At 46.6% G+C, this 14,951-nt stretch carries 11 protein-coding genes; 9 read left to right on the forward strand and 2 right to left on the reverse strand.

Features of this window, described 5'->3' with window-relative positions:
* Window positions 1–184: 184 nt before the first annotated feature.
* From V7Z69_RS08440 to V7Z69_RS08450, 3 genes are read left to right on the forward strand one after another with little or no spacing between them, the layout of a single operon-like run.
* Window positions 185–1,990 carry an aldehyde ferredoxin oxidoreductase family protein gene (locus V7Z69_RS08440; RefSeq protein ID WP_334139584.1) on the forward strand — a complete coding sequence of 602 codons (1,806 nt, stop codon included), beginning with the start codon at window positions 185–187 and terminating at the stop codon, window positions 1,988–1,990.
* 15 nt (window positions 1,991–2,005) lie between these two features.
* Window positions 2,006–2,257 (forward strand): MoaD/ThiS family protein, encoded by a 252-nt coding sequence (locus V7Z69_RS08445; RefSeq protein ID WP_334139585.1) that lies wholly within the window; start codon window positions 2,006–2,008, stop codon window positions 2,255–2,257.
* Window positions 2,258–2,259: 2 nt separating this feature from the next.
* Window positions 2,260–3,381: a tungsten cofactor oxidoreductase radical SAM maturase gene (locus V7Z69_RS08450; protein WP_334139586.1), complete on the forward strand. Its 1,122-nt coding sequence runs from the start codon at window positions 2,260–2,262 to the stop codon at window positions 3,379–3,381.
* A gap of 1 nt (window position 3,382) precedes the next feature.
* On the opposite strand, the gene V7Z69_RS08455 is transcribed toward V7Z69_RS08450, so the two are convergent.
* A complete protein-coding gene (locus V7Z69_RS08455; RefSeq protein ID WP_334139587.1) occupies window positions 3,383–4,459 on the reverse strand; it encodes an AbrB family transcriptional regulator in 1,077 nt (358 codons plus the stop codon).
* Window positions 4,460–4,800: 341 nt separating this feature from the next.
* Between V7Z69_RS08455 and rocD the strand changes: the two genes are divergently transcribed.
* Entirely contained in the window at window positions 4,801–6,006 is a 1,206-nt protein-coding gene (rocD, locus tag V7Z69_RS08460; RefSeq protein WP_014164020.1) for an ornithine--oxo-acid transaminase, read from the forward strand.
* 142 nt (window positions 6,007–6,148) lie between these two features.
* Here the strand turns inward: rocD and V7Z69_RS08465 are convergent, their stop codons facing one another.
* On the reverse strand, window positions 6,149–8,881 hold the full coding sequence (locus tag V7Z69_RS08465) for an autotransporter outer membrane beta-barrel domain-containing protein (RefSeq protein ID WP_334139588.1): 2,733 nt from the start codon (window positions 8,879–8,881) through the stop codon (window positions 6,149–6,151).
* Window positions 8,882–9,328: 447 nt separating this feature from the next.
* On the opposite strand from V7Z69_RS08465, the gene V7Z69_RS08470 reads away from it, so the two are divergent.
* From V7Z69_RS08470 to V7Z69_RS08490, 5 genes are all read left to right on the forward strand, one after another.
* Window positions 9,329–10,426 (forward strand): tetratricopeptide repeat protein, encoded by a 1,098-nt coding sequence (locus V7Z69_RS08470; protein WP_334139589.1) that lies wholly within the window; start codon window positions 9,329–9,331, stop codon window positions 10,424–10,426.
* A gap of 68 nt (window positions 10,427–10,494) precedes the next feature.
* Complete coding sequence (locus V7Z69_RS08475; RefSeq protein WP_334139590.1) at window positions 10,495–12,099, forward strand: hypothetical protein; 1,605 nt, start codon at window positions 10,495–10,497, stop codon at window positions 12,097–12,099.
* A 79-nt stretch (window positions 12,100–12,178) separates the two neighbouring features.
* A complete protein-coding gene (locus V7Z69_RS08480; RefSeq protein ID WP_244406378.1) occupies window positions 12,179–12,631 on the forward strand; it encodes an HD-GYP domain-containing protein in 453 nt (150 codons plus the stop codon).
* A 38-nt stretch (window positions 12,632–12,669) separates the two neighbouring features.
* Entirely contained in the window at window positions 12,670–13,935 is a 1,266-nt protein-coding gene (locus tag V7Z69_RS08485) for an RNA-guided endonuclease InsQ/TnpB family protein (RefSeq protein WP_014164017.1), read from the forward strand.
* Between the two features lie 75 nt (window positions 13,936–14,010).
* Window positions 14,011–14,951, forward strand: a 941-nt coding sequence (locus V7Z69_RS08490; RefSeq protein WP_334139591.1) for a PP-loop family protein, incomplete at its 3' end; no start/stop codon positions are given.

The raw sequence follows: 14,951 nt of genomic DNA on the forward strand, positions 1-14,951 counted from the left end.
GGAACGAAATATAGGCTCATCTACATTAATTTTACACAATTATATGGACGTAACTGAGCAGAGAGGATATAATTATTACGTTAGTATGACGATTGGGAGGTGTGATACAGAAAAGGGAAAAGGCAAGTTGGTATGCGGGGAGCTTGGAAGAACATCTCTTTGATTGAAGGGAGGAGAAAGGAGTATGGCCTTTGAGATCAAGTTGTTAAAGGTTAATCTCACAGAGAAGAAAGTGGAGACGGAGGTCTTAGGTGAGGACATCGCCAAAAGGTGGATAGGAGGAAGAGGGCTTGGAGCTTACCTTATGCTCAGGGCGAAAGCCTCCAAAGTAGATCCTCTCGGTCCTGAAAATCCCTTGATATTTGCCTCCGGGCCCTTGAGCGGCACAAGTGCCCCGACGGGAGGCCGTTACAACGTAGTCACAAAAAGCCCCACAACCGGGTTTATAGCCTTCGCCAACTCTGGAGGTTATTTCGGTGCGGAGCTGAAGCATGCAGGTTGGGATGCCATCTACATTGAAGGTAAGGCGGAAAAACCTGTATATATTCTGATTCAGGACGACAATGTGGAGATAAAGGATGCGTCCCACCTCTGGGGTAAGGTTGTAAGTGAAACCGAGGCAACCTTGAGGCAAGAGATCGGAAGAGAAAAAGCAAAAATTGCTTTGATAGGGCCGGCCGGCGAAAACCTTGTAAAGATTGCTGCTGTCATGAACGATGGACACAGAGCTGCAGGGCGTGCCGGCGTTGGTGCCGTCATGGGCAGCAAAAACTTGAAAGCCATAGCAGTGATTGGTTCAAAGGGAGCACCTCAACCTGCGGACAGAGAAAAGTTCATGCAGGTCGTTAGGGAAAAGGTGAACATCCTGCGAAACGACCCCGTTGCAGGGGGCGGCTTGCCCAAGTACGGTACGGCTGTGCTGGTCAATATAATCAACGAAAACGGGCTATATCCCCACAAGAACTTCCAGACCGGTGTTTACGACAAGGCGCCAGAACAGAGCGGAGAGGCTCTAGAAGCCAAGTATCTCACCAAGAACAAACCTTGCTATGCCTGCCCCATAGGCTGTGGCAGGGTCACTAAGCTACCTCTCATGAAGGAAGAGTCAGAAGGACCAGAGTACGAGAGTATTTGGACCTTTGGATCCAATATGGGCATCAATGACCTTGCGTCCATAGTGACGGCAAACCACCTGTGCGACGAATACGGCTTGGATACCATATCCACGGGCTCAACTCTGGCGGCGGCCATGGAACTCTACGAGAACGGCCTGATAAAGGATGAGGAATTCGAGCCAGGCCCGCCCTTTAGGTTTGGCAACACAGAGGTACTGCACTACTACATAGACAAGATCGCAAAGAGAGAGGGTTTTGGTGACAAGCTCGCCGAGGGAAGCTACAGGTTGGCCGAGTCTTACGGCAGGCCGGAATTTTCCATGAGCGTAAAGAAGCTTGAGCTTCCTGCGTATGACCCGAGGGTAGTCCAAGGCCTAGGACTCCAGTATGCTACGTGCAACAGGGGAGGAGACCACGTAAAAGGTTACATGATAAGCCCTGAGATTCTTGGGTATCCCAAGAAAATGGACCCAACGGACACCAGTGAGGAAAAGGTAGCCATGACCAAGCTGATTCAAGAGGCCACGGCCTTGGTGGATTCTGCAGGGCTTTGCATCTTTACGTCCTTTGGCTTATGGGGAGACGACTATAGGGATCTGCTCAACAGCTTCTTTGGTTGGGACCTCTCTACGGAAGAGTACATAAAGATAGGCGAGCGCATATGGAATGCGGAGAGGATTTTCAACCTTGAAGCTGGCCTAAAGGCGGAGGAGGATACCTTGCCTCCGAGGATGATAAATGAACCAATGCCTGAAGGGCCTTACAAAGGGCAAACTTCCAAAGTCAAGGAAATGATGCCGGTGTACTACAAACTCAGAGGATGGAACCCCGACGGCACGGTCTCCGATGCCAAGAAGCAGGAGCTGGGCCTGTAGAGGTAGAGGTATAAGATGGCCAAAGTAAAACTTTTTGCGACGCTGGTCGAGATAGCCAAACGAAAAGAGATAGAAATAGAGGCCAAAACAGCCCGAGAGGTCCTTGACAAGCTCAAGGGCCTCTACGGGCCCTCTTTTGAAAAGGAACTGGAACATGGAATGATCTTCCTGGTCAACGGGAGGGACATAGCTCACCTTCAGGGCCTGGATACCCCTGTAAGCGAGGATGATGTGATTACCCTGTTTCCACCCATAGGAGGCGGCTAAAGGTGGCCTACAGCTTCAATTTTTGGAACGCCAAGGTTACCATTGAGCCCAAGCCGGACCTGAAGTACCTTTTCCTGGAGATAACGGGGCGGTGCAACTTGAACTGCCCCATGTGCTTCAAAAAGTCCTTCAGGGACACAGAAGGGGAAATGCCTTTTGCTCTGTATGAAAAGATAATGGAGGACTGCAGGGCCTTCCCCGAGCTTGAGTTGATCTACCTTGGTGGCATAGGTGAGCCCACCTTCCATCCTGATTTTGAGGCCATAGCCAAGGACATAAAATCCAGGGGATACGCCCTGGGCCTTTCTACGAACGGAACCCTCTTGACCGACGAGATGATAGGTTTCCTGGTGGGTATAGGGCTGGATGTAGTCTACTTTTCCATGGATACCTTGCCTGGAAATCCTATGAGCTTGGGGCATGCCTCCTCAGAAAAGGTCTTGGAGGTAATAAGAAAAATTTCAGAGATAAAAAAGGCCATGAAGAGGGATGCTCCTTCCATGGGAATAGAGGTAGTGGCCACGAAGGAAAATTACAAAGATCTGCCTGAGATGGTAAGGCTTTTTACCCGCCTGGGCGTGCAATCCGTAATTATTTCCAATCTTCTGCCCGTGGATGAAAGCCAATTAGATTACATTCTATATGATGAAAGTGTGGATATGACGAAAATCGAAAACAAACTACATGCCCTTTCGGGTAGAGGGCTTGCCATAAGGCTTTCTGCGTTCAGATTCAAGACGGAGCGGCGGTGCGATTTCGATGAGAGCATTTCGGCGGTAATAAGATATGACGGCTGCGTCTTCCCCTGTTATCGTTTGCTTCATTCCTACGACGAGTACATCTTCGGACGAAAAAAGAAGGTAGAGGCTCACTCCTTTGGCAACGCAGGAGACTCATCTCTTCATGATATATGGACCAGCAGGGAATATACCTGGTTTAGGTTTATCATGAAAAACTATGTTTATCCATCATGTACGGATTGCTCTTTGAGGGACGCTTGTGACTTTGTACTTTCCACAGAACAGGACTGCTGGGGCAACAGCCCTAGCTGTGGTGACTGTCTTTGGGCGAGAAACCTCATTCTCTGCCCAGTGCCCAAAAAAACGGCTTCCCGCTACCTGTAATTCACATGTAACGGGTTAGCAAGAACCGGAAGAGTATGGGTAGAACGGTCAGTATACTTATCAAGCGAGTAGTGTGCAGGGCGCTGACCAAGAGGGGGTTGGCGCCCACTTCATCTGCGATTATGCTCATTTGGCTAAGCCCTCCAGGGGAGGAAGCCAAAAGGCAGGTGCTGTAGTCCCATCCTGTTATCTTGTGGAGAATCCAACTTAGGACGATGCCAGAGACTATCATGGCCAAAGCCAGGATGAGTATGGGAAACCATATTGTAGAAAGCATCTGAAGTGTCTGTTTTGTTACCTGCTGAGCTATTGAAAGGCCCACGCCTATTCGAGCCATGGAACGGGCCAGAGGATGCACCCTGGGCGGTGAGGGAAGCTTAATGCTGAGGAATGCTACGAACAGTATGGTCACCAATAAGTCGCCTGCTGGAAGGCCCAATGCCCTGCCTATAAGGCCCCCGGTTACTGCCGTCAGAGACAGGATTAGTATTTCCTTGGGACTAGAGTTTTTCTTTGTATTGGAATCTTTGACTTTTATGTTTTCTGTGGGTTTTTTAGCAGGGCTGTTCTTTTTGTTCATCCACTGAGCCAAAAAGGGCATTAGCACTAGAAATAAAATTACGCGAAAGACCTGAAGAAGCGTTATGGTAATCGTGTCCGCATTGAGAGAGAGGCTCAAGAGGGCCATTTCAGAAACTCCTCCAGCGGTTGAGCCCAGAAGGGCTGTGGGAAGGGGAAGGTCCGTCATGTAGTAGAGCAGAAAGCCTATGCCCACCGAGGCAGAGAGCATCCAAGCAGCCACTATCAAGGCAGGAAGGGCTGCCTTCTTGAGCATGTTGGCAGTCGTTCGGTCCACCATGAGGCCTATGTAGCTTCCTATTATGAGCTTGCTCAGGAAAGTTACCTCCACGCTGGGGAAAGGAAAGGTTACGCCAGATGCTCCCAGCATAGATGCAAAAAACAAGGCTCCTAAAAGGTCGGGAGCAGGTAGGCGTAGCCGTTCGAAAATTTTCCATCCGACGATTCCCATAGAAAAAAGCACCAAAAGGCCCATCAAAGGATGCCGCACCTCCAGCATTTATCTATGCATGTATGTATTTGCGCATTACTGCGTGCTCCGTCAATTCTATCATTGAATGGCACAAAATGTTATCTTGCAAAACTTGCTCAGTTTATTAGCACTATTTGAAAGATCTTGACACAATGAACCATACAACATGAAAAATTCAATCTGTGAGATCCACGTCGAAAATATGACAGAAAATTTCTAATAAACGAAACCCTTTGACAAGCTTGGACAAAAGCAATAAAATACATCTGTGAACAAGATTTTCATAATGTAAAAAATGGTTTATTTGATTTAGACATGTAAACTCAAAACACATTTAAGTTCATTTCTAAAGAAGAGGTGGGAGTAAAATGGCAAAGTACACGTCGCAGGAACTAATGGAAATGGAGCACAAGTATGGTGCTCACAACTATCATCCCTTGGAAGTGGTCATCTCCAAGGCTGAGGGTATCTGGGTCGAGGATCCAGAGGGAAGGCGTTACATGGACATGCTTTCTGCTTACTCGGCTGTCAACCAGGGTCACAGGCATCCCAGGATCATCCAGGCTCTTAAGGAGCAGGCGGACATTCTGACCCTTACGTCCAGAGCCTTCTTCAACGACCGTTGGCCCCTATTTGCGAAGAAGCTTGCGGAGCTTACCGGCAAGGACATGGTTCTTCCAATGAACACAGGCGCCGAGGCCGTTGAGACTGCCATAAAGACCATGCGCAAGTGGGGATACAGAGTAAAGGGAGTTGAGAAGGACAAGGCTGAGATAATCGTCTTCGAGCAGAATTTCCACGGCCGCACCACCACCATCATCTCCTTCTCCGTGGATCCCGTGGCAAAGGATGATTATGGACCATACACTCCTGGTTTCGTCATCGTTCCTTACGACGATCTTGAGGCAGTGGAAAAGGCGATCAATAAGAACACCGTCGGTATATTAGTGGAGCCCATCCAGGGTGAAGCGGGCGTGGTAGTTCCCAGTGACGGCTTCCTCAAGGGCCTTGAGAAGCTGGCGAAGGAGAACAACGTCCTCCTTGCCGTGGACGAGATACAGACCGGTTTCTGCAGGACCGGAAAGCTTTTTGCCTTCCAGCATGAGGATGTAGATCCCGATATCATAATCATGGGTAAGGCCTTGGGTGGTGGCGTGATGCCCGTATCTGCCGTAGCGGCCAACAAGGACGTGCTGGGCGTATTCGAGCCAGGAAGCCATGGTTCCACCTTCGGTGGCAATCCCCTCGCCTGTGCCGTTGCAATGACTGCCATCGATGTCCTCCTTGAGGAGAACATGGCGGAGAGAGCCAAGGAGATGGGAGAGTACTTCATGGCCGGCTTAAAGGCGATCAACTCCCCAAAGATCAAACAGGTCAGAGGGAAGGGACTTTTGATTGGCGTGGTGCTCAATGAATCCGCCGGCAAGGCCAGGAAGTACACCACGGCCCTTAAGGACAGAGGCATCTTGTGCAAGGAGACCCATGACTGGATCATCAGGTTCGCTCCTCCTTTGGTCATAACCAAGGAAGAGATCGACCAGGCTTTGGAGATCATCAGGGAAGTCTTCGCCTAAGTTATACATCGAAAGAAAAGGCATAGAGTAAAGCAGAAGAGGGAGCCTTGTAAGAGACGAGGTTCCCTCTCTTTCATTTTAATGATTTGGATTTGCCACAGGGATTGGGTTGACTATGTAGAGCCTTGGAACGTTTATGAGTCTATTGCAGGCTCCACTCAATCTGTGCGGAGAAACCGTGGTTTTTACACGACTTCCCGAAGCGCCCCCAACCGTTTATGTGGAAAGTTATGCCGTTGCGATTTGCCAAAGAGAGGCCTAAGTTGATAAAAAAGAGGTCTTTGTCCATGGTTTCTTTGTATAGGATGCTATTTTCACCATAAAAAGCTTTTATGTCTATGTCCTTGCCCTTCAGCAAATGAAGCCACGCAAAGTCTAAATGGGAGTTGAAGCTTGTGTTGTGAAGTTTACGTGCCGTTTTGGCGGAAAACCCTATGACGCCTTGGATAATGTTGGTGTCAAAGTCGTCATAACCCATCCCCCCGACCTCGTTGTAGCTCTCTCTTTTGAAAAGCTCCCAGCTTAGGCCTATATAAGGGGTTATGCTCCATGATTGGAGTTTATCTATAGATGTATAAATAAAGCTTATATCGTTAGATATGGACCAGCTCTGAAACCTTGCAGTAGCGTTGTTTACCACTTGTTTCCTGAAACTATAATGATCTATATGCCTATAGCCTATTATGTCTACCAATGCCCAACGGTTGAATTTTTTGGCTATATACTTGTTTATGTGCCATTCTTTTTGTTTTTCCCAGTCATATTTTGCCATTGGCACATTGGTAAACCATATGTTTCTTTCCGTATAGCCTGCGCATATGCCCTCGATTAGGCTGTTGTTTCGTCCATGGTCGTACCCCAAAGCTATACCTATTGTTTCTGTGTCGAAACCAGCCGGGCTTGTCTCTGAAGGTTTGCGGGTGCTTTGACTTTTGAGAAGTTTTCCATAAAAAACAGGCTCTTTGCGGGGGTTTTCTAACTGATTTCCAATCTTATAAAGCAGCATATTTTTAGGAACGTCTCTTCCTTCTACGGCAGCCACTAGGCCCAAAGCTTGTTCGGAAAAAGAGTATGTAACCATGCTGCGATAATGCCATTTCCCGTTTTCGTAATCCCATTTCGGTGCCAACAAGCAAAGAGAACCTGTTTTGTCTTCGAATGCCACGTAGTCGAAATTGCCATCTAAAGAGTCAACAGTTAGGAAGCTGTACTCCCCTGGAGCCTGCAAATTTGAGATGTCGATATTTATTTTTCCATCAAGGTATGCTTCCTTGATGATTGCTGCGGGAGCATGGTTATCCGCTATGATTTGTAAGGTTGCATCCGATCCTTGGGTGTAACTGTTTGTAGCAAGTTGGCTTCCTTCCGTTATTATCAGGGTTCCTTTTCTATTGTAGGAATTATTTGCAAAAGAGTTTCCTTCCAGCATGAGAGAGCCTTTCCCATCTTTTATCAAAGAGCCAAAACCAAAGATGCTGGCTGAAATGTTATTTTTTATGTTCACATTGATGCTCGAGCTTTCGTCTCCCAACAGAAGGTTGGAACCGGAGAGAGTGGTGCCGTCATAAAGGGTTATGTTGCTTCCTTCAGTTGCAACCAATGCTGCGCTTTCTTTGCTATAAAGTTCTCCTGAATTATAGAAAGAGCTTTTCTCCACGAAAACTGCGTAGCTGTCTTTGCCATAAACGGCTATCTTGCCGCTGTTGGAGCCTGTAGAATTGCCATAAATGTACATGCCGTAGGACCTTTCTCCGTAAGTTATGATTCTTCCGCTTTCCTTGTTTGCTATTGATGAAGAGTCGTAGGCGACTGAACCATGTGCTTCATTGCCATGAGTTATTATCGTTCCTGTGTTCTCCCCGTATGAATTATGGGATACGACCATACCTGCGGCCCCGTCGCTCCATGTTTCTATTGTTTCCGAACTCAAATTGAAAAGTTGGGATGAATTGGTACCGAGCATTCCGATAGCGTTTGGTCCATAGGTGATAATGTCTTTGTAATTTCTTACTGTCGACCCATTATTAGCGACAAATCCAAAAGCTTCATGCCCATAGGTCGTTACCGTTCCATAATTGTCAGCGGTAGAGTAATCATTTGCGTATATTCCAGGGGAATTTATTCCTCGGGTGGTTACTGCCCCAGTGTTTGAAGCGGAGGAAGATTGGGATATATAGATGCCGAAGGACTCGTCGCCAAGAACATTGATTGTGCCACTGTTGGTTAGTGAAGAGTTTTGAAGAGCCCATAAACCGTAGCCGTTTGTGTTTTGGCCTATTTCAATTAGTCCTTCGTTTTGCACCTCAGCAAACCAAGTGCCTGCCATTCCGCGGGACATTTTGCCGTAGGTTCTTATGATTCCTGAGTTTATGGCTGTTGCATAGAAAGCCAAAATTCCTGATGCACTCTCATTTTCTGTTACGATGGTTCCAGAGCTTGTATTTCTAAACGTAGAATTTTCCCTTACATTGGTTCCGTAAGCTCCTATGCCATATGTATGAATCAAACCGCTGTTTTCTCCTGAAGATGTTTTAGTAACATATAATCCGTAAGCTCCCGAACCCATTGTAATTATGCTGCCATAGTTGAATATATTGGAGCTTTCCGTTCCGTAGATTCCGTAAGCGCTGCTGCAGAAAGTTTTAATTTCCCCATCTGGGGCGTTAACCATTGTGCTGGTGCTCCCCCACATTCCATGCAATGCTGTGCTGTAATTGTAAATGCGACCAAAGTTTGTGCTATCACCATACAAGGTTTTGTTTATTATCAGGCTTTCCTCGGGATTGTCCTCGGCATGGCCTGTCGAGTGAAATGGATGGGGAAATAAAAGGATCACAAGGCACAAGTAAAAGATCGCGAAAAAGCTTCTCTTCACGACTTTCTTACACCTCGTATTCCAGCATTCCGAAGTTAGGTCTTTAATTTTTTTTGTGGCATGGCATGTAGCGTTGCGCTTGATAGCGTGACGTATTGAAGTTCAAAACCTAACGGATAGATCATAATTATAATGCACGTTTTGGGTATAACCAAAGGTTTTAGAAAGCAAATTGCTCATAATAAATATTCTTGTCAACGGACAGTGAAAATGTCACCCTAAAATGTCTTTAACGGGACAGTGAAAATGTCCCCTTTTGGACCCCTACTCATGGTTACATTTTCTCTGTCCCCTTACAGGGTGACAATATCACTGTCCGGCGACACATCCTTTTTTGTTTCTTGTTTTTAGGAGCTTAAAATGATAAATTTTTAGATATATTATGCAGAATCTAAAAAGTAGGTGAATTCATTGTATTCGAGAAAATATGCTTTGTTTCTCCTTTTGATGGCGTTTTTGTTTTTGGGTTCCCATCCCCTTCTGGCTGCAACCTTTGAGGAGTACATGAAGATAGGCTTTTCTGCTGCACAGAGCGGCAACTTCAAAAAGGCTGCTGCGGCGTTCAGGCTAGCGGTGAAGGCCGACCCCGAATCAGCAGTGGCCTATTACAACTTGGGGGTAGCCTACCAGCGCCTTGATATGCTCAAGGAGGCGGAAGAGGCTTATAGATATGCAATAAAATTTAGGCCCGATTACTCTGGATCTTATCTGAACCTAGGCAGTATCCTAAACGTCATGGGAAGGCCCAAGGAAGCCCTGGAGGTACTCAGCGAAGGCCTTTCAGTGGACACCGGGAATCCGGCACTTTATTACAACATAGGAGCTTCCTTTGAGAAGTTGGGAGATGACCCAAAGGCCTTGGAAAATTTTAAGAAGGTAACTCAACTGGCTCCAGATTTTCCAGATGGGTGGTTTCGCTGTGGAGCTGTATTTGAAAGAATGAAAGGATTTAACGAGGCCGCCGCTTGTTATAGAAAGGCTCTTACGCTAAACCCAGACCTGGCTTCTGCACTTTTTAACCTGGGAGCTGTTTTGGGGAATATGGGGGACTGGAGCGGACAGGCAAGCTATACCGAAAAGTTCTTGGCAAAGAGGCCTGAAGAAGCTTTAGGATGGTACAACTTAGGGGTAGCTAGACTGCACCTAGGGGAAATCCAAAAGGCGCAGGAGGCTTTCCAACGAGTTGTAGAGCTTGCTCCTGACTATCCCTATGGGTGGAACAATCTCTCTTTGTGTTTCATCAAAAATGGAAGGTACGTTGAGGCAGTGGAAGCTGCAAGCAGGGCCGTGAGTTTGGAGCCCGGCCTTGTAGTGGCATGGAGCAACCTGGGATTTGCCCATTTGGGTGCCAAAGATTTTAAAAAAGCTGAAGATGCTTACAGAAAAGCCTTAGAGTTAAACCCCAAATTCAATGAGCCTCATTTGGGATTGGGGCTTGTATTTTTAGCAAGGGGAGATTTAAAGGGGGTAAAAAGAGAGCTCGAATTTTTGGAAAGAGCAAAAAGCCCTTTGGCCGCAAAGCTGAGGCAGAAGGCAGGACTATGAGCAAAGATACCCATGGGGCGTAAAAAGGTTTTTGGGGATAGTTAATCTTTATCTTTTAGGAGGTAGTGATGAGGCCTTTAAGAGTTATTTTAGTATTTTTTAGTATCGTGGTGCTGTTTCAGTCTCCATCTTTTTCGGAAGAACCGCTTAAGGAAGGTGTAGCTCCCGATCCCATCCAAGCAGCGAGCAATTTCATAACCGGCCTTACTGGCCAAACACCTGCAATGTTGGGACTAGCTGGTGATTTACAGGATCTTGCCGCAATAGGAGAAGCAATTATTGCAGGAGATTTTAGTAAGGCGTCCCATAAGCTAGGGGAGGTGACTGCCGGCAAGGTTATAGGCTATACCGCTCCGGCCATAGGTCAAATAATAGCCATAGGCAACATAGGGAAAATGGCAGGAGATGCGGCCGTTACGTGGGTGGGTCAGAAGAACTTTGAAAAAATATACGCCACCATGCTTGAGGTTGTGGGGCCCGTGGAGAATTGGCCCAAAACCAGGGAGGAAGCCTTAAGGGATGAGTTTTTTCAGGCCACCATGGCCGCAGAGTATAGATATCTTGAAACTTATTTAATAGAGAGAGGATATGCCAAAGACAGAGCGGAAGCCGAGAAGGTGGCCATAGACATGATCCTTGCGAAAGGGTCTTTTGAAAGGTTATGCAACCAGTATGGGCTGGAGGGCAAAGAGCGAACTTATGAAAACCTGAAAAGGGAAATAGAATCAGAGGCCCAGGTTTCAGCAGAGATGGCCAGAGAAAAAGAGTTGGCCAGGGTGGAAGAGTTAAAAGCAAAAGAGGCGGCTAAAGAAAAACAAGAGGAGGAAGCCGTTGAGGCCGAGTTGGTCAAAGAAATGGCAGCCCTAGACAAAGAAAAAGAACAAGACGAATTGGACGAAAAGCCCAAACCGGAGCAATCTCCATCTCTTCCCAAGCCAGGTGACACCCTGGTAGTTCCGGTGGATGAGCAAGATGACAAGCCCAAACCTGAAAAGCCAAAACCCACAGAGTTAATCTCTTGGAGTGTCTCTTCCAGCGCGGGAGAAGACCAAACAGCGTTTACCGTTACGGTGAATAACATAAGCGGCAAAACGATCGAGGGGTTTGCCTGCGAGGTAGAACCTATAGGCAGTTATTCGGAAGGTGGAGTGGGTTGGGGATCTAGTCCTTCATTCAGCATCATTGCGCCAGAGCAGAGCATAAGTTTTGTGGTTTTAGCCATGGGAGATGTCAAAGGAGTGGGGCTCTCCTTTAAGGGTAATGGCAAACTTCTGGGAGGCCAAGAACTTGCTTCAATACACAGGAAAAAAGAAATTTCGGCTGATGGCAGCTATAGAGGAGGTTTTGCGGGGAATGGAATCTCGGGAAAAATTTCCATATCCATCAGGGGTAGTTCAGTGAATGGTGCATTGAGCGGAAATTATAAAGATTCCAACCAAAATGTCTCAATAACTGGAAGCATATCCGGATCTTATAACCCTGAAACCGGTGGGATATACGCTAAGTGGTCTGGTATGGCAACAGGCAGCATGCGCTATGAGGGGAAGCTGCACGATGTATATGAGCCCATATTTGGTAAACTTGAAGGTGTCATAAAGAAAGGAAGCTTGGCTGGTTCTTGGTCTGGAGGTAGTGAATACGTGGAGCTCAGTGGTTCCTGGGAGGCAAAATAGACATAAATAAAATTCTTCAGATGCGATTTACCCAACTTCACTGCACGATATAGGTAAAACGGCTGTTCCTTACGAAATACTGACAAAGCCTGGTAAGCTAACGCCTGAAGAATATCGGGCCATGCAAAAACACACCATAATTGCCGGTGAGGTTATTGAGGCAGCGAACAAGGAGTTTAGAGATAAATTTGGCGTGGATAGCTATCTTGCCCTTGCAAGGGACATAGCCCTGTATCATCATGAGAAATGGAATGGCAAAGGATATCCTTACGGACTGTCAGGACAAGACATTCCTCTGGCCGCTAGGATAGTCGCATTGGCAGACGTGTACGACGCATTGAGAAGTAAAAGACCCTATAAAGAACCATGGTCCCACGAAGACGCGATGAGAGAGATAATAAGACAAAGCGGTGAGCACTTCGATCCTGTGATCGTGGAGGCGTTTATAGAGTTGGAGGACCGCTTTTGCGAAATATCTAAAACTTACTCAATTATAAGCCAGAAGGCTCCACCCTCTACAGGGTGGAGATGAATGGCTGATTGTGGTACATTATTCTTATGGAGCTACAGATGACTAAATCAGAAAAGATAAGAGAAAGCCTGAGTAGAACGAAAGATATAAGACAAAGGCAGGTTGCAAGGACTTACGTTCTCAAACTTGAAAAACTCTCCAGGGACAAGAGAAAACTTTTAGAAAGAGCCTTCCTTGAAGCCAAATGGCTCTATAACTGGACTATTCATCAAGAAGACGTTTTCTCCATAGACGGAAACAAGGTCAAAAAAGTTCACGTAAAGGTAGGAGAAGACTTTGAAGAAAGAGAACTTACAATTCTTGGTTCTCAGGTGCGCCAGGAGATAGCGGATAGGATTAAGGATAGCATAAAAGCTTTGTCACGACTGAAAGAAAACGGCATGAAAGTAGGAAGACTAAAGCCAAAGAAGAGAGTAAATTCCATACCCTTCAAGCAATATGGAGTGTCTCACAAAATTGACTTTGAAAAAAAGAGAGTGCATCTTCAAAAGCTTGGTTCATTCAAAGTGAGAGGATTAAATCAAACACCTGAGAATGCGGAATTGACAAAAGCCTTGCTCGTTCGCAAGCCTTCAGGCTATTACGTTCACATCACCTGCTATCTGCCAAAGGAAAACAGAAAATCAATAGACAAACCGATAGCTATAGATTTTGGAGTGAAAGACAAGCTAACACTATCCAACGGACTGAAGATTGACTTTGAAATTCCGGAAAGCAAGAGGCTAAAAAGACTTCAGAAAGAACTTGTAAAAAAGGAGAAAGGCTCAAAAAACAGAGAAAAAACAAGGCAAAAGCTTGCAAGGGAATATGAGAGAATAAACAACAGAAGGAAGGATGCGATAAACAAAATTATAGCTTTCTTAAAGTTCTACAGCCTTGTGATATTTCAGGATGACAGCGTAAAGTCGTGGCATGAAGGGTTATTTTCAAGGGAGGTTCAATACTCGGGGATAGGAAAGTTGAAAGAGAGGTTGTGTTCCAGCCTCCTGCCTGTCCTTGAGGTTGACCGCTTTGAACTTACTTCAAGGGTGTGTTCTAAATGCGGGGCATATTTTGAGGATCTCAGGCTTTCTGACAGAACTGTTTTCTGTCCTGAGTGTGGTAATTTCATGGACAGAGATTTAAATGCGTGTTTAGTGATGCTAAAAAAGGTTTCACCCGCCTTAAGGGTGGTAGGGCAGGGGCTGCCCGAACTTACGCCTGTGGAGAGGGAAGCCTCTGCACGAATATTGGGGTCTAACCCTCATATTCGTGTAAGCTACCTCGTTGAAGCAGGAAGCTCCATGCTCTATAGCATGGAGTAGTTCACGAAGACGTTGCTGATATCATATTATAAAAACTACAAAGCTTTCCTGCGGCTATTAGCATAAAAGTAATTTATGCAGAAGAAGCCAAGCGAGGTGATAGAGATGAAGCTGAAAAGTGCCTCTTATGGGCGTCTTTCTCATAACGCCAAATGTTCCCGATGCAGGGCAAAAGCAATTATCTCCCTTCCTAGTCACCACGCGAATTTCTGCGAGGATTGTTTCCTGGTCTTTTTCCATAAAGCCGTTAATAGGGCCATGAAAAAATTCCCCATAAGGCTGGATACGCCCATCATGGTGGCTGTATCTGGAGGGAAGGACTCTTTGGCGTTGTGGGATGTTCTTGCAGATCTTGGTTTTACCACCAAAGGGATTCACATAGACCTTGGGATACCGAACTTTTCAGAAGCCTCGAGGTCGGCTTGTGAGGAATTTGCCAAATCCCGTGGCCTTGAGCTTTCGATCTATGAACTGAAGGATCTTTTTGGCTTCAGCCTGCCGGAGATCGCCAAGCTTAAAAGCAGCAAGGTGTGTTCTGTGTGTGGAACATTGAAGCGGCAATTTTTGAACAGGCTTGCCCTTCAGGAAGGTTTTTCCGTGATAGCCACGGGGCACAACCTGGACGATGAAGCCAGCAGGCTTTTGGGCAACACTCTAAGGCACAGGGACGCATACCTACAAAAGGCATATCCTTTCTTGCCTGCCGGCCCAGGGTTGGTGGCTCGAATGAAACCCCTCTTCCGCCTCGAATCGGAGGAGATACGCATCTACTGTAGGGTCAGGGGTATCAAGTATTTTGGAGACAAATGTCCCTTTGCCCGTGGGGCTACAAGTCACATCCTCCTCGAGGCCCTTCAGTTTATTGAATCCCAAATGCCGGGAACCAAGCGGGATTTTCTGTTTGGGTTCCTTGATAGGCAGACTCCGCCCCAGTTTGAGGATGCCCTTTTGGGCAACTGCTCTGTTTGCGGTGCTCTCTCCTATCAAGACATATGCAGTGTGTGTCGTCTGAAGGA

The organism is Thermovirga lienii (genome assembly GCF_036847465.1).
Lineage (GTDB): Bacteria > Synergistota > Synergistia > Synergistales > Thermovirgaceae > Thermovirga > Thermovirga lienii.

Bases quoted from the DNA above. Each gene is read 5' to 3' on its own strand.
- V7Z69_RS08440 (WP_334139584.1), top strand. From the start codon at position 185: ATGGCCTTTGAGATCAAGTTGTTAAAGGTTAATCTCACAGAGAAGAAA.
- V7Z69_RS08445 (WP_334139585.1), top strand. From the start codon at position 2,006: ATGGCCAAAGTAAAACTTTTTGCGACGCTGGTCGAGATAGCCAAACGA.
- V7Z69_RS08455 (WP_334139587.1), bottom strand. From the start codon at position 4,459: ATGCTGGAGGTGCGGCATCCTTTGATGGGCCTTTTGGTGCTTTTTTCT.
- rocD (WP_014164020.1), top strand. From the start codon at position 4,801: ATGGCAAAGTACACGTCGCAGGAACTAATGGAAATGGAGCACAAGTAT.
- V7Z69_RS08470 (WP_334139589.1), top strand. From the start codon at position 9,329: ATGGCGTTTTTGTTTTTGGGTTCCCATCCCCTTCTGGCTGCAACCTTT.
- V7Z69_RS08475 (WP_334139590.1), top strand. From the start codon at position 10,495: ATGAGGCCTTTAAGAGTTATTTTAGTATTTTTTAGTATCGTGGTGCTG.
- V7Z69_RS08485 (WP_014164017.1), top strand. From the start codon at position 12,670: ATGACTAAATCAGAAAAGATAAGAGAAAGCCTGAGTAGAACGAAAGAT.